Annotated in this window: 20 protein-coding genes and 2 pseudogenes; 17 read left to right on the forward strand and 5 right to left on the reverse strand. The window is 71.9% G+C overall.

The window, feature by feature from the left end; genetic code table 11:
- A pseudogene (locus tag ACFVXJ_RS28200) lies at positions 1-117 on the forward strand (IS5/IS1182 family transposase); the annotation flags it as partial.
- A gap of 80 nt (positions 118-197) precedes the next feature.
- The gene (locus ACFVXJ_RS28205) at positions 198-1,148 is read left to right on the forward strand and encodes a UbiA family prenyltransferase (RefSeq protein WP_389665903.1); all 951 of its coding nucleotides are present in this window, start codon (positions 198-200) and stop codon (positions 1,146-1,148) included.
- A gap of 67 nt (positions 1,149-1,215) precedes the next feature.
- On the opposite strand, the gene ACFVXJ_RS28210 is transcribed toward ACFVXJ_RS28205, so the two are convergent.
- Positions 1,216-1,920: a LuxR C-terminal-related transcriptional regulator gene (locus ACFVXJ_RS28210; protein WP_389665905.1), complete on the reverse strand. Its 705-nt coding sequence runs from the start codon at positions 1,918-1,920 to the stop codon at positions 1,216-1,218.
- A 367-nt stretch (positions 1,921-2,287) separates the two neighbouring features.
- On the opposite strand from ACFVXJ_RS28210, the gene ACFVXJ_RS28215 reads away from it, so the two are divergent.
- Both ACFVXJ_RS28215 and ACFVXJ_RS28220 read left to right on the forward strand, forming a co-directional pair.
- On the forward strand, positions 2,288-3,550 hold the full coding sequence (locus ACFVXJ_RS28215) for a serine hydrolase domain-containing protein (protein ID WP_389665907.1): 1,263 nt from the start codon (positions 2,288-2,290) through the stop codon (positions 3,548-3,550).
- 67 nt (positions 3,551-3,617) lie between these two features.
- A complete protein-coding gene (locus tag ACFVXJ_RS28220) occupies positions 3,618-4,109 on the forward strand; it encodes a GNAT family N-acetyltransferase (protein ID WP_389665909.1) in 492 nt (163 codons plus the stop codon).
- Between the two features lie 118 nt (positions 4,110-4,227).
- Here ACFVXJ_RS28220 and ACFVXJ_RS28225 read toward each other — a convergent pair whose 3' ends face one another.
- The gene (locus tag ACFVXJ_RS28225; RefSeq protein WP_389665911.1) at positions 4,228-5,907 is read right to left on the reverse strand and encodes a bifunctional 3'-5' exonuclease/DNA polymerase; all 1,680 of its coding nucleotides are present in this window, start codon (positions 5,905-5,907) and stop codon (positions 4,228-4,230) included.
- Between the two features lie 379 nt (positions 5,908-6,286).
- On the opposite strand from ACFVXJ_RS28225, the gene ACFVXJ_RS28230 reads away from it, so the two are divergent.
- From ACFVXJ_RS28230 to ACFVXJ_RS28240, 3 genes are all read left to right on the forward strand, one after another.
- The gene (locus ACFVXJ_RS28230; RefSeq protein WP_389665913.1) at positions 6,287-7,459 is read left to right on the forward strand and encodes a DUF2786 domain-containing protein; all 1,173 of its coding nucleotides are present in this window, start codon (positions 6,287-6,289) and stop codon (positions 7,457-7,459) included.
- Positions 7,460-7,590: 131 nt separating this feature from the next.
- A complete protein-coding gene (locus ACFVXJ_RS28235; protein ID WP_389665915.1) occupies positions 7,591-9,642 on the forward strand; it encodes an FUSC family protein in 2,052 nt (683 codons plus the stop codon).
- A gap of 140 nt (positions 9,643-9,782) precedes the next feature.
- A complete protein-coding gene (locus tag ACFVXJ_RS28240; protein WP_190185982.1) occupies positions 9,783-10,028 on the forward strand; it encodes a DUF397 domain-containing protein in 246 nt (81 codons plus the stop codon).
- A gap of 119 nt (positions 10,029-10,147) precedes the next feature.
- Here the strand turns inward: ACFVXJ_RS28240 and ACFVXJ_RS28245 are convergent, their stop codons facing one another.
- Positions 10,148-10,636 carry an ATP-binding protein gene (locus ACFVXJ_RS28245; RefSeq protein WP_389665917.1) on the reverse strand — a complete coding sequence of 163 codons (489 nt, stop codon included), beginning with the start codon at positions 10,634-10,636 and terminating at the stop codon, positions 10,148-10,150.
- Positions 10,637-11,010: 374 nt separating this feature from the next.
- Here ACFVXJ_RS28245 and ACFVXJ_RS28250 point away from each other — a divergent pair, with 374 nt between their 5' ends.
- The 5 genes and pseudogenes from ACFVXJ_RS28250 (at position 11,011) to ACFVXJ_RS28270 (ending at position 15,844) form a co-directional block, all read left to right on the forward strand.
- Positions 11,011-11,889, forward strand: coding sequence for a helix-turn-helix domain-containing protein (locus ACFVXJ_RS28250; RefSeq protein WP_389665918.1), 879 nt, complete (start codon positions 11,011-11,013; stop codon positions 11,887-11,889).
- A gap of 92 nt (positions 11,890-11,981) precedes the next feature.
- Positions 11,982-13,439 carry an aldehyde dehydrogenase family protein gene (locus ACFVXJ_RS28255; RefSeq protein ID WP_389665920.1) on the forward strand — a complete coding sequence of 486 codons (1,458 nt, stop codon included), beginning with the start codon at positions 11,982-11,984 and terminating at the stop codon, positions 13,437-13,439.
- 116 nt (positions 13,440-13,555) lie between these two features.
- Positions 13,556-14,098 (forward strand): annotated as a pseudogene (locus tag ACFVXJ_RS28260) (DinB family protein).
- Between the two features lie 83 nt (positions 14,099-14,181).
- A complete protein-coding gene (locus ACFVXJ_RS28265) occupies positions 14,182-14,940 on the forward strand; it encodes a MerR family transcriptional regulator (protein ID WP_389665922.1) in 759 nt (252 codons plus the stop codon).
- A gap of 196 nt (positions 14,941-15,136) precedes the next feature.
- A complete protein-coding gene (locus ACFVXJ_RS28270; protein WP_389665924.1) occupies positions 15,137-15,844 on the forward strand; it encodes a VTT domain-containing protein in 708 nt (235 codons plus the stop codon).
- Positions 15,845-15,930: 86 nt separating this feature from the next.
- Here ACFVXJ_RS28270 and ACFVXJ_RS28275 read toward each other — a convergent pair whose 3' ends face one another.
- Together ACFVXJ_RS28275 and ACFVXJ_RS28280 are read right to left on the reverse strand one after the other, a co-directional pair.
- Positions 15,931-17,571, reverse strand: coding sequence for a threonine/serine exporter ThrE family protein (locus tag ACFVXJ_RS28275; RefSeq protein ID WP_389665926.1), 1,641 nt, complete (start codon positions 17,569-17,571; stop codon positions 15,931-15,933).
- Positions 17,572-17,779: 208 nt separating this feature from the next.
- Positions 17,780-18,274: an inorganic diphosphatase gene (locus tag ACFVXJ_RS28280; RefSeq protein ID WP_030031597.1), complete on the reverse strand. Its 495-nt coding sequence runs from the start codon at positions 18,272-18,274 to the stop codon at positions 17,780-17,782.
- Between the two features lie 162 nt (positions 18,275-18,436).
- On the opposite strand from ACFVXJ_RS28280, the gene dacB reads away from it, so the two are divergent.
- From dacB to ftsH, 5 genes are all read left to right on the forward strand, one after another.
- The gene (gene dacB / locus ACFVXJ_RS28285) at positions 18,437-19,861 is read left to right on the forward strand and encodes a D-alanyl-D-alanine carboxypeptidase/D-alanyl-D-alanine-endopeptidase (protein WP_389665928.1); all 1,425 of its coding nucleotides are present in this window, start codon (positions 18,437-18,439) and stop codon (positions 19,859-19,861) included.
- A gap of 50 nt (positions 19,862-19,911) precedes the next feature.
- Positions 19,912-21,075: a zinc-dependent metalloprotease gene (locus ACFVXJ_RS28290; RefSeq protein WP_389665930.1), complete on the forward strand. Its 1,164-nt coding sequence runs from the start codon at positions 19,912-19,914 to the stop codon at positions 21,073-21,075.
- 285 nt (positions 21,076-21,360) lie between these two features.
- Complete coding sequence (gene tilS, locus ACFVXJ_RS28295; RefSeq protein WP_389665932.1) at positions 21,361-22,470, forward strand: tRNA lysidine(34) synthetase TilS; 1,110 nt, start codon at positions 21,361-21,363, stop codon at positions 22,468-22,470.
- 69 nt (positions 22,471-22,539) lie between these two features.
- The gene (gene hpt, locus ACFVXJ_RS28300; protein ID WP_136216392.1) at positions 22,540-23,100 is read left to right on the forward strand and encodes a hypoxanthine phosphoribosyltransferase; all 561 of its coding nucleotides are present in this window, start codon (positions 22,540-22,542) and stop codon (positions 23,098-23,100) included.
- Positions 23,101-23,340: 240 nt separating this feature from the next.
- Positions 23,341-25,371 (forward strand): ATP-dependent zinc metalloprotease FtsH, encoded by a 2,031-nt coding sequence (gene ftsH / locus ACFVXJ_RS28305; RefSeq protein WP_389665934.1) that lies wholly within the window; start codon positions 23,341-23,343, stop codon positions 25,369-25,371.
- Positions 25,372-25,483 lie beyond the last annotated feature (112 nt).

Below are 25,483 nucleotides of genomic sequence, written 5' to 3' on the forward strand. Positions count from 1 at the left end.
GTATTCGCCCGGATGAAGACCTGGAAGATCCTCCGCGACTGCCGCCTCAAGGGCGACGGAGTCCACCACGCCATGCTCGGCATAGCCCGGATGCATAACCTCGCCCTCGCCGGATAAACGAGCGGCCCACTCACGGCCCACGACGTCAGAGCCGCCCCGAAGATCATTTACGGGACAACCCTTAGGCTGCGGCCGTGATGAATTCCGCCGCTTACCCGAGCCTCCCCGTCGCGGCTCGTATGACGGGGCTCCGACGGCATACCGCGGCACGGACGGCGCGTCTGTGCTGGGCCGAGGCACGCCCGTCGGTACAGCTCGTCTTCCTGCTGCGGTTCGCGGTCGGGACGGTGTCCGCCCCGGGGCTGCCGCAGGCCGCGGGCCGGGTCGTGCTCGGCATGGCGGCCTGGTGGTGCGCCGTGGCCTGCGCGTACCTGCTCAACGGGGTGACCGACGTCCGCGAGGACCGCGCGAACGGCTCCCGGCGGCCGATCGCCCGGGGCGACCTCCCGGTCCGGACCGCCGCGGCGGTCACGGCCCTGCTGGCCGTCGCCGCGCTGGTCCTCGGAGGCCTCGCCGGGTCCGGGGTGTTGGGGTGGGTGGTGGGTTTCCTGCTGCTCGGCTGGGCGTACTCGGCCTCCCCGGTGCGGGCGAAGGAGTCGAGCGCGCTCTGCGCGGTGGTGGTGTTCGGTCTGGGCGCGACCTCGTACGCGGCCGGGGTCGCGGCGGCCGGTTCCGGGTGGACCGCGACCGGAGCGGTGTTCGGCTGCGTGATGGCGGCCTGGATGGCGCTGGTCGGCTCCGTGGTCAAGGACCTGGGCGATGTCGGCGGGGACGCGGCCGGTGGGCGGCGCACGGTGGCGGTCGTCCGGGGGGTGGCGGCGGCGCGGGCCTTGGCCGTGGCGGGCGCCGTACTGGTCGCGGCGGCCGGCGCCGCGGCGGCCGCGGTGTGGGCCCCGCTCGCACTCGTGGGGACGGTGCCCGTGGCGGCCGGGGCGGTGTGGGTCGTGTTCCGGGTGGTGCGGGACGGCCGGCGGAAGAGCGCCGGCCGCGAGCAACGGCGCGGCGCCTACCGGGCGTTCATGGTGACGCAGTACGTCGCGAACCTGCTGATGCTGGTCGCGTTCGGCGCCGCGCTAGCCGCCGGGTGAGCCGCGGGCGCGGGAGGCACGACCGGGTGGGGTGTGGCTTCGTGCGCCCGGTTCCGGTGCCGGACGGTCAACCCTGGCCCGGGAAGGCCTTGTTCAGGGCCTGCACCCGGGAGCCGGCGCCGAGCTTGCGGTACGCGTTGTGCAGATGGCGCTTGACGGTCGCCTCGCTGATCTCGAACCGGCGGCCGATCAGCCGGTTCGTCAGTCCCGCGCGGACCGCCTCCAGGATCTGCCGCTCCCGCAGCGTCAGCAGGTCGAGGGCTTGCGCGTCCGGAACGTCCGTCGATACGTCGGAACCCCGATCGGGCGCGGCGGCCTCCGGGGCGGACGGCCGCTGTGCCTCCTCGTAGCCCCGGATGCCCTGGTACAGCCGGCTCCCGGCAGCGGCCCGGAAGGCGGTGCTCACCGTCTGCGCCGCCGTGTGCCGCTGCTCGGCCGCCACCAGGCCGACGGCTTCGCCGACGGCGAGCTGCATGGACTGCCAGAGGACCTCCGCCGCCCGCACCGACTCGGACACCGGTACCTGCTGGACGACGCGATGGGCTCCGAGCAGCCGGGAGTACTCGCGGACCCCCGGGGGCTCCGCGTGCTCGCCGGCCTCCAGGGCCTGCGCGCACTCGGACACGATGTTCTCCGCCTGATGGCGGCACTGCCGCCAGATGTCCTCGCGGGACACCAGTGGGCTGCCGAGTCGTCCCAGCGCCGTCCGGTACGCCTCGATGATCTCGGGTGTGGCAGCACGGAGCTGCTGGGCAGCCGCCTGATGACCCACTGGTGTCTCCTTCCGGCCACGAAGCGTCGTGGCCGCCCGTCCCGGTGACGCTCTGGCGTGTGATGGCGTGGGGCAAGCTAACACCCGATCGGTGCCCCGGAAAGAGAAGATCCACTTGGTGGGATCGGGGGTCACCGCGCGTAGTCGTCCCTGGCTGTGATGCCGGGGGCGAGTCGCCCCTACTTCTTCGAGCCGGCCACCCAACGGCCCGCCGCCGGCCCACCGTTCGCGGGTTCGACCGATGGTCTATGGCATGTCGGGCGCGGCCAGACCCGGCGAGCCGGTGGCTGGTTCCGGTCGCCGGGGCAGGGGTGGCGGGCTAGGTTGGGTTGGTGGTGCTCGGGGGTCTCGTGGTAGGAGGCCAGGCATGACGAAACGGTGGCGCGGTGCGGCGGTCGGTGCGGCCGCGGTGGGGCTGGTGGTGGTACCGCTCGGAGTGAGCGCCGGTTACGCCTGGGATACGGCGGCTTCCCCGGCGTCCCCCGCTTCCCCCGCTTCCGTGACGCGTACGACGCCTCAGCCGTCGCCCTCGGCCTCCTCGGCGTCCGACGAATTCGCCCAGCTCACCCCGGCCGTGACACGGCAGTTGGACGAGGCCGTCCTGAAGGTGATGAAGGAAGCCAAGGTCCCCGGGGTGATCGTCTCCCTCTCCGCACCCGGCAAGGGCACCTACGAGCGCGCCTTCGGCGTGGCCGACAAGGCGACGGGTGCCCCGATGAGACCGAACCTGAACATGAGGATCGGCAGCGAGACGAAGACGTTCACGGTCACCGCCCTGTTGAAGCTGGTCGACGAGGGCAAAATCGGGCTTGACGACCCCATCGACAAGTACGTCGCCGGGGTTCCCAACGGCCACCGGATCACCCTGCGTCAACTCGCCGAGATGCGCAGCGGCCTGTTCAACTACTCGGCGGACCCCGGCTTCTACAAGGCGCTGACCACCAACCCCCGGCGCGCGTTCACCCCGCAGGAGCTGCTGGCGTACTCCTTCAAGCATCCGGTGATGTTCGCGCCGGGAGCGCAGTTCTTCTACTGCAACACCAATCTGATCCTGCTCGGGTTGGTGATCGAGAAGGTCAGCGGGGACAAGCTCTCCGACTACGTCCGAGACAACGTGATCGAACCCGCCGGGCTGCACCACACCCTGTTCCCCACCGGAGCGGAGTTCCCGAACCCGCACGCCCAGGGCTACACGAACCAGACGGCCTCCGGGAAGACGGAGGACGCGGCGGACTGGAACCCGTCCTGGGGTTGGGCCGCCGGGGCGATGATCTCCGACCGCGACGACCTGAGGACGTGGGCGAAGGTGCTGGCCACCGGCACCCTGTTGACACCGCAGACCCAGGCCGAGCGGTTGAAGGTCCTGAGCGCGGACAACGTCCCGGACTCCGGTTACGGGCTCGGCATCTTCAACGTCGAAGGGTGGATCGGGCACAACGGCTCGCTGCCCGGCTACGAGTCCCTCACCATCTACCTGCCCGGCCCGCAGGCCACGCTGGTGGTGCTCCTCAACACCGACATCACCTACCAGGGGTCCGAGCCCAGCACCCTGTTCGGACAGGCGATCACCAAGACGGTGACGCCGGAGCACGTCTTCGACCTGCCCGCCCAGCCCGTGACCGGCCACTGAACCCGCTCCCGCTCAACCGCTCCCGCCGAGCCCCCTCCCGCTGAGTCCCCTCCCGCACAATGGCCGCATGAACGAGGAGACGGTGAGACGGATGGACGAGCGGGACGACCGGTTGCGGTTGCGGGTGGCCGGTGCGGCGGACGTCGCGGTGGCCGCGGAGCTGTTCCGCGGCTACCTCGACTTCTACGAGGTGAAGGTCGACGACCCCGACGCCCCGGGCGCCTTTCTCGCCGAACGCATCCGGGGCGACGAGTCGCTGGTCCTGCTGGCCGACGTCCCGGGGGTCGGAACGGTCGGCTTCGCCCAGGTCTACCGGACCTTCGCGTCACTGCTGCTGCGACCCATGTGGATCCTCAGCGACCTGTACGTGGCCCCCTCGGGCCGTCGCACCGGCGCGGGCCGGGCCCTGCTGCGCGAGGTGCTGCGGCGGGCGGCGGAGGCCGGGGTCGCGGGCGTCCAGTTGGAGACGGCCTACGACAACCACATCGCGCAGGGGTTGTACGAGTCGGAGGGGTTCGTCCGGGAGGGGTACCACATCTACTTCCACGACCTCGGCTGAGAACGCGTGAGGCCGTGACGAACCGCCTGTGAATCAGGCGTGTTTCACGTGAAACATCCGGGCGGGACCCCTGGGAAGACCGCGACCGCCGGGGCGACCGCCCGGACGACCACCGGGCTCACTTCGCGTCGGCGTAGCACTCCACGACGGCGGTGCTGAACGGGAACCGGACCGGGGTGTCGCCGAAGGTGATCCGGCCGGCCAGATCACCGGCGGCGCGGATGGCGTGGGCGACGGCCTCGGCCTCATCGGCGGGGCAGTGCACGATCACCTCGTCGTGCTGGAAGAAGACCAGCTCGGCCCGGAGCCCGGCGGCGGCGAGGGACTGCCGCAGGGCGGCGAGCATCAGCAACGCCCAGTCGGCGGCGCTGCCCTGCACGACGAAGTTGCGGGTGAAGCGGCCTCGGGCGCGGGTGTCGGTCGAGGCGTAGCCGGGGGTCCAGGCGCCGTCCTCCCGGTCCTGCGGGATGCCTGCCTCACCGTCGTCCTCGGCGGCGCCGGCCGGGGGCGGGCAGGTCCGGCCGAGCCAGGTGCGCACCAGTCGACCCTCCTCACCCGCCTTCGCGGCGTCGTCCACGTACGCCACGGCGAGGGGGAACCGGCGGCGGAGCGCGGCCAGGTTCTTGAGGCCGTCTCCGGAGGTCTGTCCGTAGACGGCGCCGAGTACGGCCAGCTTGGCCTTGTCCCGGTCGCCGGAGAAGCCTTGGCGCGAGATGGCGGTGTAGAGGTCCTCCGGGCGGCCGGCCACCTCCATGAACGCGGGGTCGCGGGAGATCGCGGCGAGTACCCGGGGTTCCATCTGGTCGGCGTCGGCGACGACGAGGCGCCAACCGGGGTCGGCGACGACGGCCCGGCGGATCACCTTGGGGATCTGCAAGGCGCCGCCGCCGTTGGTCACCCAGCGGCCCGTCAGGGTGCCGCCGGGGATGAACTCGGGGCGGAAGCGACCGTCGTGGACCCAGTCCCCGAGCCAGGACCAGCCGTGGGCGGTGTAGATCCGGTACAGCTTCTTGAACTCGATGAGCGGGGCCACAGCCGGGTGGTCGAGGCCCTGGATCTCCCAGCGGCGGGTGGACTTGAGCCTGATCCCGGCCTCGGCGAAGGCCTTGATGACATCGGCGGGCAGCTCGGGGTGGACACGGCGGCCGAACGCGGTGGAGATCTGGTCGGTCAGCTCCGCGAGGCGCCGGGGTTGGCCGCTGCCGGCGTAGCGCTCGCCGAGCAGTTCGGTGAGCAGGGCCCGGTGTACGTCGGCCCGCCAGGGCAGTCCGGCCCGGTGCATCTCGGCGGCGACGAGGAACGCGGCGGACTCGGCGGCGGTGAGCAGGCGCGTGCGGTCGGGGTGGGCGGTGGCGTCGTGGCGTCGGGCCTGGTCGGCGTGGACGGCGATGAGCGCGTCGAGGGGGACGGGGGCGGGGCGCGGATCGAAGAGGGAGTCCTGCGTTCCGGGTTCCGCGGCGCGGGCCGGGGGGTCGGGCGGGACCGGCAACCCGCTCAGTCGGGCCCAGGCGGCCGCGGCGGAGCGGGGTTCGCCGAAGCGGCCTTCGTGGCGGAGGAGCAGTTGTTCGGCGTCCTCGACGTCGTAGCACCGCTCGACCCGTACGCCGGCGGTGAGGAGGCGGGGGTAGACGGCCGTGGTCGACTGCCAGACCCAGCGGGTGTCCTCGGGCGCGGCGCGGACCGCCTCGGCGGGGTCGCGCACGCGCAGGGGCGGGGGTCTGGTGGGGGTCAGGGGGGCGGCGTGCCACCAGCCGTCGGCGTCCTCGGCGAGGGCCCAGCGGGGGGTGTGCGCGGTCATGAGTGCGAGTGTCCCACCGGGGGGTGACAGTGGCGCTGCGCGGCTCCGGCTGCGCCGGGCTTTCGGGGCTCCGCCCCGGTCCCCGCGCCTCAATCGCCGGCGGGCTGGGTTTGTCCGGGTCCCGGCGGGGCTGGGGGGTGGGTGCGCCGGGGCGGGGGAGTTTGCGGGGTGCGGCGGTGTTGCGCTCCGCGGCCCCGGCTGCGCCGCACTTTCGGGGCTCCGCCCCGGACCCCGCGCCTCAATCGCCGGCGGGGCTGGGTTGGCCGAGCGCCTCAATCGCCGGCGGGGCCGGGTTTGCCGCGCGTCTCAATCGCCGGCGGGGCCCGGGTCGGTAGGGCCCCGGGGGGAAGGGGGTTGGGGGGCGTGCCAGGCTGAAGGGGTGAAAGACATCGTCGACCGCGCCTGCGGAGCCGCTCTCTATGCCCAGGACGACGCCGCGCTGGATACCGGGGCCTCGTTGCTCGCCGCCGACGGCGCACGCTGGAGCGGGGTCGCGGCGGAGTTGGTGGCGCGGGGGGAGACGTACGTACGGCAGGCGTGGGAGCGGGGTTGGCGGCCGGCGGACGTGCTCCGGTTGGTCCGCCGCGAGCTGGAGGAGCGGCACGTACGGATCACCGCCGACCTGATCGCGGCCGAGGCGCGCCGGTACGCCCGGCTGCCGGAGCGGTGGACGGACGCCGAGGTGTGGTGGTCGCAGGACGACCGCTACGGCGACCGGCTGGCGCAGCGCGAGAAGACGGACCGGTTCACGCTGGCGACGGCGGTGCTGGAGGTGTTCCGGCTGCTGATCCGGCTGCCGTCGATCGAACCCGTCGGCCCGCTCCCGGGCGATCCGACCGACCTCGCCGAGCACGCCCACATCGAGCCGCGCATGCTCGGCCGGATCCGCGCCCTGCTCGCCAAGGCCGAGGCCACCACCTACCCGGAGGAGGCGGAGGCGCTGAGCGCGAAGGCCCAGGAGCTGATGGCCCGGCACACCGTCGACGAGGCCCTGCTCGCCGCCGCCGGCGCGGGCGGGGGGCCGGCCCGGACGCCCGGCGCCTGCCGGATCGGTGTCGAGCCGCCGTACGAGGAGGCCAAGGCGGTCCTGCTCGACGCGGTGGCCACCGCCAACCGCTGCCGCGCGGTGTGGAACAGCGGCTTGTTCTTCTCGACGGTGGTCGGCTTCGAGAGCGACCTGGAGGCGGTGGAGCTGCTGTACACCTCGCTGCTCGTGCAGGGCACGGCGGCGATGACCCGCGCCGAGGCCGCGCAGCGCTCCGGCGGACGCAAGCGCACCAAGACCTTCCGGCAGTCCTTCCTGCTCGCCTACGCCAGCCGGCTCGGCCACCGGCTCGCCGAGACGGCCGAGCACACCGCCTCGGAGGCGCCCGCCAACCTGCCCGCCCTCGTCGCCCGCGATGTCGCCGTCACCTCCCGGGCCGAGGAGATGTTCCCGAAGACCACGACCACCCGCCTGCGCGGCGCCACCGACCACGCGGGCTGGGAGGACGGCACGGCCGCCGCGGACCGCGCCCATGTGGCCGGGCGCCGACACCCCCTCCCCGGCTGAGCCAACGCCTCCCCCGCCCCTGTCCTCCTCCGCCCCGGCCCTGTGTCTTTTCCCGCCCCCGCCCTGGCTGCCCCCGCTGACGTCCGCGCCGCGAGCCCGCCGGCCGAGCCCGCCCCGTTACGCTCGCTCCCATGAGCTGGCTCCGGGCGCTGAAGGACACCGCCCGGGCCGGCATGAAGGTCGAGCGGGCCCGGCTGGAGCCCCTCGTCGCCGTGCGCGCCGCGGCCGGGCTGGCGATCGTCATCGGGATCGGGTTGGCCCTGCTCGGGCCGGGCGCCGCCGCCAGTTCCGCCTTCGGGGCGTTCACCGCCGCCATCGCCACCTTCCAGCAGAGCTGGCGCCCGCGACCCGTACTGGCTCTGGCCTCCGGGCTGACCCTGGCCGTGTCCACCTTCATCGGCTACCTCGTCGGCTCCCGCGACACGCTCGCGTTCCTGGCCCTGCTCGCCGTCTGGACCTTCGCCGCGGGCATGCTGTGGGCGGCCGGCCCCACCGCCGGGATCATCGCGTCGGGCAACGTCGCGATCATGCTGGTCACCGTCACCCTGCCGACGTCCGTCCCGCAGGCCGCCGGACACGCCGCGGTGATCGCCGCCGGCGGTGTCGTGCAGGCGCTGCTCATCGTCCTGTTCCCGGTCCGCCGTTGGGGCGCCCAGCGTGACGCCCTCGCCGACGCGCTCGCCGCCGAGGCCGACTACGCCCGCCGGCTGCGCCGCGACCCGCTCGCCTCCTTCGACCCACAGCCCCTGATGAAGGCGCGGGACGCCGCCACCGTCACCGTCCGCCAGGCCCGCCGGCGGCCCGCCGAGCTGCACGGGGCGCGGGGTCTCGCGGAGCGGATCCGTCCGGTGTTGGCCTCGCTGGCCGACCCGGTGGTCGGGGCCCCCGCCGAAGGCCCGGCGCGGGAGCGGGTGTCCGAGCTGCTCGCCGCCGCCGGGGCGGTGCTCGACGCCGCCGCCCGGGCGATCCGGCACGGGGAACCGGTCCGGATTCCGGCGCCCGCCCTGTCCGTGCTGAAGTCCCCGGACCAGGGCGACCTGCTCCGGGGCGCCCCGCTGCGCGCCGCGCGCCGACTGGCCGCGCTGCTGGACGACGTACTGGAGACCGCCGAGCCCGGGTCCGGCCGGACCGCCGACCCGGGCGCCGCGATGCTGCGGCCCACGCTGCCCGCCCTGGTGCCGCTGGTGGTGAAGGCGGTACGGGCCGAGCTGCGGTCCGGGTCACCGGTGCTGCGGCACGCCGTGCGGGTCACGGCCGTCACCTGCGCGGGATACGCCATCGGTCGGGCGCTGCCCTTCGGGCACGGCTACTGGGCGCCGATGGCCTCCGTGATGGTGATGCGCCCCGACTTCTCCCAGACGTGGTCCCGGGCGGTGGCCCGCTTCGGCGGCACCCTCGTCGGGGTGTCCGTCGCCACCGCGATCGTGCGGCTCGCGCAGCCGGGGATGTACCTCTCCGGTCTGCTGGCCGTGCTCTGTGCGGGCCTGATGTACGCGCTGATGCGCACCGGTTACGTGGTGGCCCAGGCGTGTGTCTCCGCCTACGTGGTGTTCCTGCTCGGTATGGGCGGGCTGCGCTGGGACCAGACCGTGCCCGACCGGGTCGCCCTCACCCTCGTCGGCGGGGCCCTGGCCATGGCCGGGTACGCGCTCTACCCGGCCTGGGAGACCCCGCGGCTGCGCACCCGCCTCGCCGACTGGTTGGCGGCCGTCGGGCGGTACGCGCAGGCGGTGCTCACCCAGTACGCCGATCCGGGCGGCGCGCGGCGCGATGACGTCCGGCGGGCGCTGCTGGCCACCCGGGACGCGCGGATCGCCTGGCAGGAGGCGCTCGGTCGGGCGGAGGGCGAGCCGGTGCGCCACCGGGGGCTGTCCCGCGCGGCGGCCGACGGCGCGGCGGACGCCCTGGCCGCGCTGGGCCGGGCCGTCATGCTGCTGGAGGCACACATCCCGGACCGGGCCCACGCCCCCGTCCCGGGTGCGGCCGCGTTGGCGGCGGCGGTCCGCGCCGACACCGAGGCGGGCGCGAAAGCGGTGCGGGAACGGCGGGTGCCGGCGTGGGAGGAGGTGCGGGGCGTGCTCGCCGATCCCGGGTGGGAGGCCCAGGAGTCCGGGGTGCTGCGGGCGGCGGCACGACACGTGCTGGAGGCACTGGAGGAGCTCTCCGAAGCCCTGCGTGCCTGATCAGCGGGGGTGCGCGGGCAGCATTCGGCTGACGGGTGATCACAACGGCACCCTCCGTGCACGTGCATCTGCCCATGCAGCAGTGCTCGAACACAGCTATGATCCGGTGCAGTTGACATCTGCACTATCGGGGGCTTCCTGTGGACCACGCGTACAACGGGATGGCAGCTGCAGAACTCACTTCCTTGTTTGGGCTGACCTGGCAGAAGAGCAGACACAGCAATTCGCAAGGTTCCTGTGTCGAGTTCGCCAAACTGCCGGGCGGCGACGTCGCGATGCGCAACTCGCGCTTCCCGGACGGCCCGGCGCTCATCTACACGCCGGCCGAGATAGTGGCGCTGCTGCTGGGCGTCAAGGACGGCGAGTTCGATCATCTGGTCATCTGACCCGTCGATCGTCCGGAACCAGGTACAGCGCCATATCGGCCATGCACGTGCACCGGCCGGGATTGATCGCAGAGATCAATCCCGGCCGGCGGGCGTCTTCCGGTCGGCGCGCCGGCGCCTCAGTCGTGCAGCAGGAACAGCGCCCAGACGACCTTGCCGGTCAGTCGCCCCGCGAGCGGGTGCCAACCCCAACTGTCGCTGTACGAGTCCACCAGGAACAGCCCGCGCCCGGACTCCAGGTCGCAGTTCTCGTCGGTCCGCTCGGGCGAGAACGCGCCGCCGGGCCGGTCCTCGCTGGGGTCCCGCACCGCGCACACCAGCCGGGTGCTCCACCGCATCAGGTGCAGCCGTACCGGAACGTCCGGGTCCGGGGCCGTTGCCCGGGCGTCGTCCGGCAGGGCATGGCGCAACGCGTTGGTGACGAGTTCGGACACCACCAGCGACACGTCGTCGAAGCGTTGGTCGAGGCCCCACTGGGACAGCGTCGAGCGGGTGAACGAGCGCGCCCCGCGCACCGCTTCGAAGCGGGCGGGCAAGGCGCAGGAAGCGGACCCCGAGACGGCCGTGGGGTCGACCGGGGGCAGCCCCTGCCGTAACGGCTCGAGCATGGTCGATCCATTCGTCCCCATGCGAGGCACTCCCGGGATTCGCGGACGGAGCGGCGTCTCCGGCCAGAAAGAACTGCGGGGTGGGTCCGGCGCCGGCGCGAAGTGCACGCAGGTGCGCGGGGACCATCGTTCCGAATGCCGAAGCCGGATGCAAGGGCAGATGCACGTGCACGCGCCGGACCTGTCCCGTCCGTGATGGTTCTTGCTCATTTCTTCCTACGCATACTTACGGACTTATTTTCCGGGACGCCGGATTCCGTTACAGAACGAGTACGGGCGGGTGCGTTTTGGTGGCAGACTGCGGCCCCTGGGGTTCGGGGGCCCCGGCGACGCAGCACGCAGACGACAGCGCTGACCACGCGCACACCATTGCGATGGGGAGGGCAGGACTAGTGACCGCAGAAGCCAGCGGTTCCGTGGTGCGCCGCATCCTCCTGGGCTCACAGCTCAGGCGACTCCGAGAATCCCGCGGCATCACCCGTGAGGCGGCCGGCTACTCGATCCGCGCATCCGAATCGAAGATCAGCCGCTTGGAGTTGGGAAGGGTGAGCTTCAAGGCCCGGGACGTCGAAGACCTCCTGACGCTCTACGGAGTCACGGACGGCGCGGAGCGGGAGTCCCTCCTGGGGCTGGTTCGCGAGGCCAACGCCGCGGGCTGGTGGCACAGTTACGGCGACGTGCTGCCCGGCTGGTTCCAGACGTACATCGGTCTCGAAGGCGCCGCCTCCCTCATCCGTATCTACGAGGTCCAGTTCGTCCACGGGCTGCTGCAGACCGAGGCGTACGCCCAGGCCGTCGTCAAGCGCGGCATGCCGGGCGCCACGGCGGCCGAGATCGACCGCCGCGTCGCGCTGCGCCTGGAGCGCCAGAAGGTCCTCGTCTCCGAGAGCGCCCCCGTCTTCCACGCCGTCCTCGACGAGGCCGCGCTGCGCCGCCCGTACGGCGACCGCGCCGTGATGCGCGGTCAGTTGGAACACCTGATCGAGGTGTCCCAGCGCCCCAACGTCCAGCTCCAGGTGATGCCCTTCTCCTTCGGCGGCCACGCCGGCGAGAGCGGCGCGTTCACCCTGCTGCGCTTCCCCGAGTCCGACCTCCAGGACATCGTCTATCTGGAACAGCTCACCAGCGCGCTCTACCTGGACAAAGACGAGGAAGTGGCGCAGTACGCGCGGGCGATGGAGCGGCTCCAGGCGGACTGCCCCGACCCCGACCAGACCCGCGATCTCCTGCGCGGTCTCCTTCAACTGTCTTGATTCGCACGTAGTATGACGTCTGATCAGTGCATGACGACGACCGATCGGTCTCCGGTGCAGCGCACGGGTGCGCGCTCGCAGTAAGGGATGGCATGTCCATATTCGACGACCTGGCCCACCAGTACATCGACGGCGAATGGCTGCCCGGGGCCGGTTCGTGGGACATCATCGACGTCAATCCCTACAACGGCGAGAAGCTCGCGGCGATCACCGCGGCCACGGTCGACCAAGTGGATCAGGCGTACCGCGCCGCCGAACGCGCGCAGCGCGAGTGGGCGGCCACCGGCCCCTACGCGAGACGCGCCGTCCTGGAGCGGGCCCTGCGGATCACCGAGGACCGCCGCAAGGAGATCGTCGAGGCGATGATCGACGAGCTCGGCGGGACCCGTCCCAAGGCCGAGTACGAGGTCCACCTCGCGATGGAGTTCATCCGCGAGGCGATCCAGTTGGCCATCCGCCCCGAAGGGCGGATCCTGCCCTCGCCGGTCGAGGGCAAGGAGAACCGCGTCCAGCGCCTCCCGGTCGGCGTCATCGCCGTGATCAGCCCCTTCAACTTCCCGTTCCTGGTGACCATGAAGTCGGTCGCCCCGGCGCTCGCGCTCGGCAACGCCGTCGTGATCAAGCCCAACCAGAACGCCCCGGTCGTCGGCGGCGGGGTCATCGCCAAGATCTTCGAGGACGCGGGGCTCCCGGCCGGACTGCTGAACGTCCTGGTCACCGACATCGCCGAGATAGGCGACGCGCTCCTCACCCACCCCGTCCCCAAGGTCATCTCCTTCGCCGGCTCCGACCGGGTCGGTCGGCACGTCGGCGCCGTCGCCGCCCGCCACTTCAAGCGGACCGTCCTGGAACTCAGCGGCAACAGCGCCCTGGTCGTCCTCGACGACGCCGACCTCGACTACGCGGTGGACGCGGCCGTCTTCAGCCGCTTCGTCTACCAGGGCCAGGTCTGCATGGCGGCCAACCGGATCCTCGTGGACGCCTCCGTCGCCGAGGAGTTCACCGAGAAGTTCACCGCCCGGGTGCGGAGCCTGAAGACCGGCGACCCGCACGACGCGGACACCCACATCGGCCCCCTGATCAACTCCTTCCAGGCCGACGCCCTGACCGCCCTCGTGGACCGCGCCGTCGAGGAGGGCGCGCAGGCGCTCGTACGCGGTTCTACGCGCGGCAACCTCGTCGAACCGACGGTGCTGGCCGGGCTCCCCGAGGACTCCCCGCTGTTGGGCCAGGAGATCTTCGGGCCCGTCGCGCTGCTGGTCGTGTTCGACGGCGAGGACGAGGCCGTGCGCCTGACCAACGCCACGCCCTACGGGCTGAGCGGCGCCGTGCACACGCGGGACGTGGAGCGCGGCGTGCGGTTCGCCGGGCGGATCGAGACCGGGATGATCCACGTCAACGACTCCACCATCGGGGACGAGCCGCTGGCGGCGTTCGGCGGCGAGAAGGCTTCGGGGCTCGGCCGGCTGAACGGCGAGGCGACGGTGGAGGCTTTCACCACCCAGAAGTGGATCTCCGTCCAACACGGCCGGACGCACTTCCCCTTCTGACCCTTCTGATCGTCGGCAAGCCGGCCCGTTGCGGACAGCAGCTGACCGCAAGGCTCCGTAGCGTGTTCCCTGTCAGCAGGAGACGGGAAGACACATCCCTACGGAGGCGGTTCAGCATGGTCACGCACGTTCCCGCGGAGTCCTACGGCGATGAGCGCGGCGCGCTCCTGTCCTTCGTCGAGGCCCAGCGCGGCGGCATCCGCCGTTCGGTGCTCGGGCTCACCGAGGAGCAGGCGGCGAGCCGTCCGAGCGCGAGCGAACTGTCCCTGTCGGGGCTGCTCAAGCACTCGGCGGAGTGCGAGCTCAACTGGCTGCGGATGGCGCAGCAGCGGCCGAACGAACGGCAGCGCACGCAGGAGACCTGGGGCGACTCCTTCCGGCTGGTCGGGGAGGAGACGGTCGGGGAGGTCCTCGCGTTCTGGGACGACGTGGCGGCGCAGACGGCCGATTTCGTCGCGGGTCTGGACAGCCTGGACGAGACGTTCCCGCTGCCCGACGCGCCGTAATTCCCCAAGGACGGCAAGGTGTCGATGCGCTGGATGCTGCTGCACCTGGTCGAGGAGTTCGCCCGGCACGCCGGCCACGCCGACATCGTGCGGGAGTCCCTGGACGGCAAGACGGCCTTCGAGCTGGTGGCCGAGGCCGGGACGGCCCGGTAGGCCTCCGCCGGGGTCGGGACTTGCACCTCACGTCACGTGAGGGCCCACAGTGAAGGGCGTACCCAACCAGAGGAGCGGAAGCGATGGGCTACTCCGTGGGCCAGGTCGCCGGTTTCGCCGGAGTCACGGTGCGCACGCTGCACCACTACGACGAGATCGGCCTGCTCGGTCCGAGCGGGCGCAGCGGGGCGGGGCACCGGCGGTACGACGACGCCGACCTCGACCGGTTGCAGCGGATCCTGTTCTACCGGGAGCTCGGCTTCCCGCTCGAAGAGGTCGCGGTCCTGCTGGACGACCCGGACTCGGACCCGAGGGAGCACCTGCGCCGGCAGCACGCCCTCCTGTCCGACCGGATCGACCGGCTCCAGCGGATGGCCAAGGCCGTTGAGCACGCCATGGAGGCGCGGCAGATGGGAATCAACCTCACCCCCGAGGAGAAGTTCGAGGTCTTCGGGGACAAGGACCCGGAGCAGTACGCGGAGGAGGCCGAGCGGCGCTGGGGCGGCACCGACACCTACCGGGAGTCGCAGCGCAGGGCGGCCTCGTACACGAAGGACGACTGGAAGCGGATGCAGGGCGAGGTCGCCGACTGGGCGGCCCGGTACGCGGCCCTGATGGAGGCCGGGGAGGCCCCCGACGGCGAACGGGCCATGGACATGGCCGAGGAGCACCGCCTGCACATCTCGACGTGGTTCTACACCTGCACGTACGAGATCCACACCGGGCTGGGCGAGACGTACGTCTCGGACGAGCGCTTCAAGGCGTTCTACGACGGCATGCGGCCCGGGCTCGCGGAGCACCTCCGGGACGCGATCCTGGCGAACGCCCTGCGCTCCCTGTGATCCGCGCCGGCACCGGCGCGTGACCGGCGTCGGCACCGGCATGTGAGCCACACCGCCCCCTCCGGGTCCCTGGAACCCGGTGGGGGCGGTGTGCGTTCATAATTGAAACCACCCGTTTGGAACCACCCGTGTTCGAAACCACCCGTGACGCGCGCCGCGCAGCGGACATCCCCCGATCCAGGAGAGCCCGGAACTCGTGTACACGCTTGCGCTCGCCCCTGAGTGGTTGTCGCCGGAGTATCTGATCGGGCAGTTCGGCCTGATCGGCACCATGGTCATCGTCTTCGCGGAATCAGGTCTCTTCGCGTTCCTGCCCGGCGACTCCCTGCTGTTCACGGCGGGCCTGTTCACCGCGAGCGGTGACATCAGCAAGCCGCTGTGGTTGGTCTGCACCCTGATCGTGGTTGCCGCGATCCTCGGTGACCAGGTGGGCTACCTGATCGGCAAGTTCTTCGGCCCCAAGCTGTTCAGCCGGCCCAACTCCAGGATCTTCAAGCGGGAGAACCTCGACGCGGCGCACGACTTCATGGACAAGCACGGCCCCAAGGCCATCGTGCTCGCCCGGTTCGTCCCGATCATCCGGACGTTCGCGCCGATGGTGGCCGGCGCGGGCGCGATGAAGTACCGCACCTTCCTGGTGTTCAACGTCATCGGCGGTATCGGCTGGGGCGCGGGCGTGACCGTCCTCGGCTACAACCTGGGCCAGTTCGACGTCATCAAGAACAACATCGAGACGATCTTCATCGGCATCGTGCTGATCTCGGTGATCCCGGTGATCTTCGAGGTGCTCAAGGCGCGCAAGCACAAGAAGGCCGCGGCTGCCGAGGCGTCCGCCGCGGTGGGCGGCCGGCGGGCCGGCGAACCCCCGGTCTCCGCCCCGCGCGGTCGCCACGCCAAGCGCTGATCCACCCGCGTACGGGCGCCCCGGAGGACACGAGCCTCCGGGGCGCCGTCATGTGCGCACCGCGCGGCCACCCGGCGTCGGCTGCCTCAGAAGCCGCGGGTCCGCTTCGCCGCCCGGCGGGTGGCGGCGCTCGCGGCGCCCGGGATGCGCATGAACAGCCGTGACGTCTCGGACCCCAGGTTGACGCCGATCGCGATGGCCAGGGCGATGGCCGCGGCGTTCACGAGCGAGCCGAGGCCCTCGCTCAGCCGGTTCTCGGCGATCAGCAGCAGCCCGTAGTACGTCGCCGAGCCCGGCAGCAGCGGGCCGATGGCCGCCGTCGTGTAGGGCAGCGCGGAGGCGAAGCGGTAGCGGGAGAAGAGCTGCCCGAACAGGCCGACGAGTCCGGCGGCGATGGCCGTGGACGGCACCGGCGGGATGTTGCCCGCGTAGTGCAGGGCCCCGTACGTCACCCAGGCCACCGCGCCGTTCAAGGTCACGATCCACACCGTGGAGCGTTCCTGCTGGAGCAGGATCGCGAAGGTGAACACCAGCACCATCGAGGCCGCGATCTGGATCAGCGGGCGCTGCGTGATCAGCAGCACCTCGTCCGGGTTCGGCTTCGCGTGCAGCTGGAGCCCGACATACAGCACCACCAACACGCCCATGATGATGCCGATGAACAGGTACATGACCTCCAGCAGGCGGGCGGAGGCGGTGATGTAGTAGCCGGTCAGTCCGTCCTGCACGGCCGCGACCAGGGCCCGCCCGGGAAGCAGCGCGAACAGCCCACCGGTGATGACGGCGGAGGCCCGGAGGTCGATGTCCGCCAGCTTCAGCGCCACCCCGATCGCGGCGGGCGGCATCGCGGCCACCACGAACTGGTAGAACTCCGGCAGCCCGCGCCCCGCGCAGAGCCACGCCAGCCGGTCGCCGAGGACCGCGCCGATCGCGGCGGCGAGGAACACCAGCACCCCACCGCCGACGAGCGTGGACGCGGCGCCGGCGAGCAGCCCGGCGGCGGCGGTGAGCATCCAGCCGGGGTAGGGGTGCCGGTTGCGGCGGATCTCCGCGAGCCGCCGGTACGCCTCCTCCAGGGAGACGTCGATCTCGTGGGCGCTGATGTCGTCCACCAACCGGAAGACGGCCGCGAGCCGGTTGTAGTCGGTGCCGCGGCGGCGGACGGTCCGGCTCGCCGAGACGGGGTCGCCGACCAGGGAGGGCTGGTGGGTGATGGAGAGCATGGTGAAGGTGACCGTGGGCTCGCAGCGGTCCAGCCCGTAGCTGCGGGCCACCGCGAACATGGCGGCCTCGACGTCCTCCGCCCCCTCGCCGCCCGCGAGGAGCAGCTCGCCGATGCGCAGCGTGAGGTCGAGTACGCGGCCCACGGCCGGCCCGGCCTCGCTCTGCTTCTGCACCGGCTCCGGCACGGGCCGTACGTCCACCGGCATGCGCAGCATCGTGCGCATCCGGTCCTGCCACGGGGACTCCGGCATGCGGGACACCGGGAAGCCGTGGCCGGGGGTGTACGCGGGCGGGGAGTGCCGGCCGCTGTAGGTGGCCGGAGGAGCGAAAGCGGAACCCTCGGGCTCGGCGGGTTGCGCGGCCATGCCGTCGGGGAACGCGAACTCCGAGGTGGGCTGGTCCTCTTCCGGCGCGTCGGTCCCTGTCCCGGGCGGCCGGGCGAAGGCGCTGTGCGCCTCGTCGGACGTGGGCTTCTTGTCCTCTGCCCGGTCGGCTTCCGCCACGCGTCCTCCAGTCAGCGATCACCAGCGGTATCAGTATGCGGAATCGGTTCCTCCCCGGCGAAAGCGGAACCCCCCCCGGCGTCCGCAGGGGCAGCCCCGGGCCCCGGGTCCGGACACGACAACGGGCGGCACCCCCCTCTGGGGGGCACCGCCCGCGGTGTCACAGGGGCGGCGGGAGATCCCGCTCACCCACGTCCGAGCACAGGGCTCAGTGGTGGCCGCCCTGGGCCTCCAGGCGCTTGTACGACGCCTCGATCTCGGCCTCGGCCTCGGCGCGGCCCACCCAGTTGGCGCCCTCGACCGACTTGCCCGGCTCCAGGTCCTTGTAGACCTCGAAGAAGTGCTGGATCTCCAGGCGGTCGAACTCGGAGACGTGGTGGATGTCGCGCAGGTGCTCGACGCGCGGGTCGGAGGCCGGCACGCACAGCAGCTTGTCGTCGCCGCCCGCCTCGTCGGTCATGCGGAACATGCCGATCGCGCGGCACTTGATCAGGCAGCCCGGGAAGGTCGGCTCGTCCAGGATGACCAGGGCGTCCAGCGGGTCGCCGTCCTCGCCCAGGGTGTTCTCGACGAAGCCGTAGTCCGCCGGGTAGCTGGTGGAGGTGAACAGGCGACGGTCCAGACGGATCCGGCCGGTCTCGTGGTCCACCTCGTACTTGTTCCGCGAACCCTTGGGGATCTCGATGGTGACGTCGAACTCCACGTCCTGCTCCTCCATGATCAGCTCATTGCTACGAGACTGCGTTGATTCACCTGCGTGCGCGTCCGCCCCGGCCCTGCCGGGTGGGGTGCCATGCTCGCGGCAAGACGCAATGGTTAAGTGTCCCTCACGCATATGTGTGATCGCGAAAGGGGCTGGTCCGAGGTGCCTCCGGTCAAGACGTGGCAGCTCATCGCGGGGTCGGCCGTGGCCGGCCTCGCCCTGTCGGCCGTGACGGTGGGCGCCGCGGGTCCGTGGGACTCCGGCCAGCGTAAGGCCGAGCGGGACAGGGCCGCCTCCTGGAGCCTCACGGGTGGCGCAGATCACGCGGCGGGATCGCTGCCGCAGCCCGCCCCGAGCGCGCCCGGGGTACTCGCCGGGATCGGCCCGGGCACCCTCCACAAGGCCGGAGCGTCGAATTCCGGTGGACTGGCGGAGGCGCTGGAGCCCCTGTTGGCCGATCCCGCTCTGGGGACCCTCCGTACCGCCTCCGTCGTGGACGCGGCGACCGGCGAGGTGCTGTACGAATCCGGGTCGCGCGACGCCATGACCCCCGCGTCCACCGTCAAGATCGCCACCGCCTCGGCGGCTTTGGCCGCCCTCGGCCCGGAGTACCGCATCCGCACCACGGTGGTCCCCGGGGCCGGGCCGGGACAGGTCGTCCTGGTGGGCGGCGGCGACCCCTCCCTCACCGCGAAGAAGAAGAGTCCCGCCGGGTCCGGCGGCAGCCTCGTCGCCCTCGCCGCCGACACCGCCCAGGCGCTCAAGGCCGGCGGCACCGACTCGGTGACCCTGGGCTACGACGACTCCCTCTACACCGGCCCGGCCCGCCACCCCATCGGCGAGAACGTCAACCTCGCCCCCGTCAGCGCGCTCATGGCCGACGAGGCAAGACCCGACGACTCCTCCTCGGGCCCCGTGGAGCGGAGCAAGGACCCCGCCGGGGACACCGCCCGCGCGTTCGCCGCCCTGCTGAAGGAACGCGGCATCAAGGTCACCGCCGACCCCGCGAGAGCCAAGGCGCCCGGGGGCGCCCAGCCACTGGCCACCACCCTGTCCACCCCGCTCGGCGGCCTCGTCGAGCGGATGCTGACCAACAGCGACAACGACATCGCCGAGGCCCTCGCCCGTCAGACGGCCCTCGCCGCCGGGCAGCCCGCGAGCTTCGAGGGCGCCGAGAAGGCCGTCACCGACAAGCTCGCCTCCCTCGGGGTCGACACCGCCGGGGCCCGCTTCGCCGACGGCAGCGGGCTCAACCGCGCCGACAAGGTCAGCAGCGGCCTGCTCACCGGCCTCCTCGTCCGGGCCGCCGACCCGCAGCGCCCCGCGCTGCGGCCGGTCCTCACCGGACTCCCCGTCGCCGGGTTCACCGGCACCCTGCGCACCCGCAACGCCGGCGCCTCCCAGGCCGCCGGCCTGGTCAGGGCCAAGACGGGCACCCTGACCGGGGTGAACTCCCTCGCCGGGACCGTCGTCGCCCCCTCCGGCCGGCTGGTCGCCTTCGCGTTCCTGAGCGCGAACGGACCCGACGGCGCGACCGCCGAGCGGGCCCTGGACAAACTGGCCGCCACGGTCGCGACGACACCGTAGCCGGCGTCGAGGGGATCCCGCGGGCGGGCCGGTCCACGTACGGTTGACGCATGACGAGCATCGGTGGTGCGGAGATGGTCGACTGGAACCTCGCGGTGGCGACCGCGACCCGGCTGGTCCGGCCCGGTCCGGAGGTCACCAGGGACGAGGCACGGGCCGTGGTGGCGGAGCTGCGCGGGCACGCCAGGACCTCGGAACGGCACGTGCGCGACTTCACCCGGATGATGGGTGCGCTGCCCGAGGGGACCACCGTCCACGACACGCCGGTCCTGGTCGTCGACCGGGCCGGCTGGGTCAGGGCCAACGTGGCCGGTTTCCGGGAACTGCTGGCCCCGCTGCTGGCCAAGATGCACGAGCGCCGCGGCAACACCCCCGGCGGCGCCGTGTTCGGCGTGGTCGGCGGCAAGGTCACCGGCGTCGAGCTGGGCATGCTGCTGAGCTTCCTGGCCTCCCGGGTGCTCGGCCAGTACGAGACCTTCGCGCCCGCGACGCTCGACCTGCCGGGCTCGGCCCAGGGCGGCGGCCGGCTACTGCTCGTCGCCCCGAACATCGTGCACGTCGAGCGGGAGTTGGCGGTCGACCCGCACGACTTCCGCCTGTGGGTGTGCCTGCACGAGGAGACACACCGTACGCAGTTCGCGGCCGTCCCGTGGCTGCGCGCCCACCTGGAGGGCGAAATCCAGACGTTCCTCGGAGCCACCGAGATGGACCCGATGACCGTCCTGGAACGGCTGCGCGAGGCCGCCCAGTCCTTCGCCGGCGCCCGCCCGGACTCCGAGCAGGGCGACGAGGGCCGCTCGCTGGTCGACCTCGTGCAGACCCCCGAGCAACGGGAGGTCCTGGCCCGGCTCACCGCCGTGATGTCGCTGCTGGAGGGCCACGCCGACTTCGTGATGGACGGCGTGGGCCCCGAGGTGGTGCCCTCGGTGGCCGAGATCCGGGAGAAGTTCCAGCAGCGCCGGGCCAGCGGCGCGGGCCGCCTCGACGCCGCGTTGCGCAAGCTGCTGGGCCTCGACGCGAAGATGCGCCAGTACCGCGACGGCGAGCGGTTCGTCCGCGCCGTCGTCGGCCAGGTCGGGATGGAGGGCTTCAACCGCGTCTGGACCTCGCCGAACACACTGCCCACCAAGGCGGAGATCGCCCGGCCCGCGGACTGGGTGGCACGCGTCCACCGCAAGGGGAGCGAGGGGCGCGACGGGAGCGAAGGGGCGTGAACCCGGGCGCGGCGCGGGGCGCGTTCCCGCGTCGGGCAGGTGTGAACTTGTCTCGTTGGGGGAAGCAGCATCACCCTTCCGAGGGACCGTGGGCCGTGGAAGGGCGTGCGATGCTCAGGGAACGGCTCGGTTCTGTCACCATCGACGCACTCTGAGTGACAACAGGAGTGACGGCCGGAATCCCGGGGTCCGCCCGGGGAACCCGGCGGTACCGGGCAGACCGAAGACACCCTGCGCACCACCCCACGCCTCCGAGGCATCCGAACTCCACGAAGGGCACCGGACATGGGTCCCCATCCTGCGGTCGCGGCGATACGCCTGGCGGTCCGCCGCGTACTCCACGACGTCCTGACCGACCTGACCGACCTGACCGACCGGAGCGCGAACGGCGCTGCCGCCCACGGCCCCACCCGCCGTCACCCGGCAGTGCCCCGGAACCGGTCCGGTGCGACCCCCGCCGCCGCGGACGGCACCGCGCCGCTCGTCCTGGTCGCCTGCTCGGGCGGCGCCGACTCCATGGCGCTCGCCTCCGCCCTCGCCTTCGAGGCCCCCAAGCTCGGCCTGCGGGCCGGCGGGGTCACCGTCGACCACGGGCTCCAGGTCGGCTCCGACCTGCGCGCCGCCGAGGTCGTCTCCCGCATGACCGCGCTCCGCCTGGACCCGGTGGAGTCCGTCGCCGTGCGCGTCGGCCGCGACGGCGGCCCGGAGGCCGCCGCGCGCGACGCCCGCTACGCCGCCCTGGACGAGGCGGCGGACCGGCTCGGGGCCGTCGCCGTGCTGCTCGGCCACACGCGTGACGATCAAGCCGAAACCGTCCTGCTGGGCCTCGCCCGCGGCTCCGGCATCCGCTCGCTCTCCGGCATGGCGGAAGTGTCCGGCGGCCCCGGCCGCGGCCACCGCTACCGCCGCCCGTTCCTCCAGATCGACCGGCAGACCGCCCGCAAGGCCTGCATGGTCCAGTCCCTCCCCGTCTGGGACGACCCGCACAACATCGACCCCGCCTACACCCGCTCCCGGCTGCGCCACGAAGGACTGCCCGCCCTGGAGAAGGCGCTCGGCAAGGGGGTGGTCGAGGCGCTCGCCCGTACCGCCCAGCTCTCCCGCGACGACGCCGACGCCCTGGACGCCTGGGCCGCCGACGCGGAGACCCGCGTACGCGACGACGCCGGCCGCCTGGAGTGCGCCAAGCTGTACGCCCTGCCGCCGGCCGTCCGCCGCCGGGTGCTGCGCCGGGCCGTGGTCGCCGCCGGGTCCCCCGCGGGCTCGCTCTTCGCCCGTCACATCGAGGAAGTGGACCGCCTCATCACCGGATGGCGCGGTCAGGGCGCCATCAACCTGCCCGGCCGGGTCGAGGCCCAGCGGCAGGGTGGCAGACTTGTCATCCGGCAGGGCTGATTGGTGCTGAAACGCGGCTGAGTCCTCCGGGGGCACCCACCTCCGGAGTCCCGGCCGACGACGAAAGTGATGCGGGTGGACGAGAAGGACATGGGCGACGACCTCCAGTCGGTGCTCATCACCAAGGAAGAGATCGACGCGAAGCTGGCGGAGCTGGCCGCGAAGATCGACGCGGAGTACGCGGGCAAGGACCTGCTCATCGTCGGTGTGCTCAAGGGCGCCGTGATGGTGATGGCGGACCTGGCGCGCGCCTTGTCCACCCCGCTCACCATGGACTGGATGGCGGTGTCGTCCTACGGCGCCGGGACCCAGTCCTCCGGCGTCGTGCGGATCCTCAAGGACCTGGACACCGACATCAAGGGCAAGCACGTCCTGATCGTCGAGGACATCATCGACTCCGGGCTGACCCTGTCGTGGCTGCTGTCGAACCTGGGCTCCCGCGAACCGGCCTCCCTGGAGGTCGTCACGCTGCTGCGCAAGCCCGACGCCGCGAAGGTCGCCATCGACGTCCGGTGGGTCGGCTTCGACATCCCGAACGAGTTCGTGGTCGGCTACGGCCTGGACTACGCGGAGAAGTACCGCAACCTGCCGTTCGTCGGCACGCTCGCCCCGCACGTCTACGGCGGCTGACCGGCCGCACGGGCCGTGCGGTGAACCCCGCGCCCGCCCCCCGGGGAACCTCAGGGAAACCTGCGGCCCCCCGGGGAACCTGGCGGCCCTTCCCGCCGTTGGACCAGGGGAAGACGGGTCTGTCAGCCGTCCCACGAGGCCGCGGGTGACAATTCAGGGGTACATTCCGAAGAACAGTCTTTACTCACAGCAGCATTTACCTACGGGCAGGAGGGACGGGGCGCCTGGCGCCCCGTATGGATGGACGTGAAGCGATACTTCCGTGGGCCGGTCATGTGGATCGTGCTGGCCGTCCTCGCCGTGGTCGTGTTGATGAACGTCGTCGGCTCCGGCGGCGGCTACAAGTCGGTGGAGACCAGCGAGGTCATCAAGGCGATCAACAGTGGCCAGGTGCAGAGCGCCAAGCTCACCACCGGTGACAGCCAGATGATCAAGATCGAGCTCAAGAAGGACCAGAAGCTCGGCAACAACGACGGCACCAAGTTCCAGGCCAACTACATCGGGGACCAGGGCGTCCAGCTCGCCCAGAACCTCCAGACCAAGTACGAAGCCGGTCAGATCACCGACGGGTACACCGTCTCGCCGGACAAGACCAGCCCGTTCCTGAGCGTGCTGTTCTCGCTGCTCCCGTTCGTCCTCATCGTCGTCGTCTTCCTGTTCCTGATGAATCAGATGCAGGGCGGCGGCTCCCGGGTGATGAACTTCGGGAAGTCCAAGGCCAAGCTCATCACCAAGGACACCCCGAAGACGACGTTCGCCGATGTCGCGGGCTCCGACGAGGCCGTCGAGGAGCTCCACGAGATCAAGGAGTTCCTCCAGGAGCCGGCGAAGTTCCAGGCCGTCGGCGCCAAGATCCCCAAGGGCGTGCTGCTGTACGGCCCGCCCGGCACCGGCAAGACCCTGCTCGCGCGTGCCGTCGCGGGCGAGGCCGGTGTTCCCTTCTACTCGATCTCCGGTTCCGACTTCGTCGAGATGTTCGTCGGTGTCGGTGCCTCGCGCGTCCGCGACCTGTTCGAGCAGGCCAAGGCCAACGCGCCGGCGATCGTCTTCGTCGACGAGATCGACGCCGTCGGCCGGCACCGCGGTGCGGGTCTCGGCGGCGGTCACGACGAGCGCGAGCAGACCCTCAACCAGCTGCTGGTCGAGATGGACGGCTTCGACGTGAAGGGTGGCGTCATCCTGATCGCCGCCACGAACCGTCCCGACATCCTCGACCCGGCGCTGCTGCGCCCGGGCCGCTTCGACCGGCAGATCGCGGTCGACCGCCCGGACATGCAGGGCCGTCTGGAGATCCTCAAGGTCCACCAGAAGGGCAAGCCGGTCGCGCCGGACGTCGACCTCTCGGCCGTCGCCCGCCGCACCCCCGGCTTCACCGGTGCCGATCTCTCCAACGTTCTGAACGAGGCCGCGCTGCTCACGGCCCGCTCGAACAAGAAGCTGATCGACAACAGCATGCTGGACGAGGCGATCGACCGCGTCGTGGCGGGCCCGCAGAAGCGGACCCGGATCATGTCGGACCGGGAGAAGAAGATCACCGCGTACCACGAGGGCGGCCACGCCCTGGTCGCGGCGGCCTCCCCGAACTCCGACCCGGTCCACAAGATCACGATCCTGTCCCGCGGTCGGGCCCTGGGTTACACCATGGTCCTGCCCGACGAGGACAAGTACTCGACCACGCGCAACGAGATGCTCGACCAGCTCGCGTACATGCTGGGCGGGCGCGCGGCCGAGGAACTGGTCTTCCACGACCCGACGACGGGCGCGGCGAACGACATCGAGAAGGCCACCGCCACCGCGCGGGCCATGGTCACCCAGTACGGCATGACCGAGCGGCTGGGCGCGATCAAGTTCGGCGGCGACAACACCGAGCCGTTCCTGGGCCGCGAGATGTCGCACCCGCGGGACTACTCGGAAGAGGTCGCGGCGCTGGTCGACGAAGAGGTCAAGAAGCTCATCGAGACCGCGCACAACGAGGCGTGGGAGATCCTGGTCGAGAACCGGGACGTCCTGGACAACCTCGTGCTCGCGCTGCTGGAGAAGGAGACGCTGGGCAAGGAGGAGATCGCGGAGATCTTCTCCACGATCGTGAAGCGCCCGGCCCGTCCGGCGTGGACCGGTTCCGCCCGCCGCACCCCCTCCACCCGTCCGCCGGTGCTCTCTCCCAAGGAGCTCCAGCTGACGAACGCGGCGAACGGCGTCTCGGCGGCCGGCTCGCCGGCGGTGTCGGTGGAGAAGGCCCCCGAGGTCTCTCCGGAGGACCGCACCGAGTAGTCGGTGCAGCGGGCCGGCCCCACCGGCCCCGGAATGCATGCCGCGCCCCCCGGGTTCTAGCCTGGGGGGCGCGGCACTTTCACCTGCCCGCGAGCGCTGTGCACACAGGAAC

This window comes from Streptomyces sp. NPDC058279 (assembly GCF_042881255.1).
Classification (GTDB): Bacteria; Actinomycetota; Actinomycetes; order Streptomycetales; family Streptomycetaceae; genus Streptomyces.

Bases quoted from the DNA above. Each gene is read 5' to 3' on its own strand.
- ACFVXJ_RS28205 (WP_389665903.1), top strand. From the start codon at position 198: ATGAATTCCGCCGCTTACCCGAGCCTCCCCGTCGCGGCTCGTATGACG.
- ACFVXJ_RS28215 (WP_389665907.1), top strand. From the start codon at position 2,288: ATGACGAAACGGTGGCGCGGTGCGGCGGTCGGTGCGGCCGCGGTGGGG.
- ACFVXJ_RS28220 (WP_389665909.1), top strand. From the start codon at position 3,618: ATGAACGAGGAGACGGTGAGACGGATGGACGAGCGGGACGACCGGTTG.
- ACFVXJ_RS28225 (WP_389665911.1), bottom strand. From the start codon at position 5,907: ATGACCGCGCACACCCCCCGCTGGGCCCTCGCCGAGGACGCCGACGGC.
- ACFVXJ_RS28235 (WP_389665915.1), top strand. From the start codon at position 7,591: ATGAGCTGGCTCCGGGCGCTGAAGGACACCGCCCGGGCCGGCATGAAG.
- ACFVXJ_RS28245 (WP_389665917.1), bottom strand. From the start codon at position 10,636: ATGCTCGAGCCGTTACGGCAGGGGCTGCCCCCGGTCGACCCCACGGCC.
- ACFVXJ_RS28250 (WP_389665918.1), top strand. From the start codon at position 11,011: ATGGGGAGGGCAGGACTAGTGACCGCAGAAGCCAGCGGTTCCGTGGTG.
- ACFVXJ_RS28255 (WP_389665920.1), top strand. From the start codon at position 11,982: ATGTCCATATTCGACGACCTGGCCCACCAGTACATCGACGGCGAATGG.
- ACFVXJ_RS28265 (WP_389665922.1), top strand. From the start codon at position 14,182: ATGGGCTACTCCGTGGGCCAGGTCGCCGGTTTCGCCGGAGTCACGGTG.
- ACFVXJ_RS28290 (WP_389665930.1), top strand. From the start codon at position 19,912: ATGACGAGCATCGGTGGTGCGGAGATGGTCGACTGGAACCTCGCGGTG.
- tilS (WP_389665932.1), top strand. From the start codon at position 21,361: ATGGGTCCCCATCCTGCGGTCGCGGCGATACGCCTGGCGGTCCGCCGC.
- hpt (WP_136216392.1), top strand. From the start codon at position 22,540: ATGCGGGTGGACGAGAAGGACATGGGCGACGACCTCCAGTCGGTGCTC.
- ftsH (WP_389665934.1), top strand. From the start codon at position 23,341: ATGGACGTGAAGCGATACTTCCGTGGGCCGGTCATGTGGATCGTGCTG.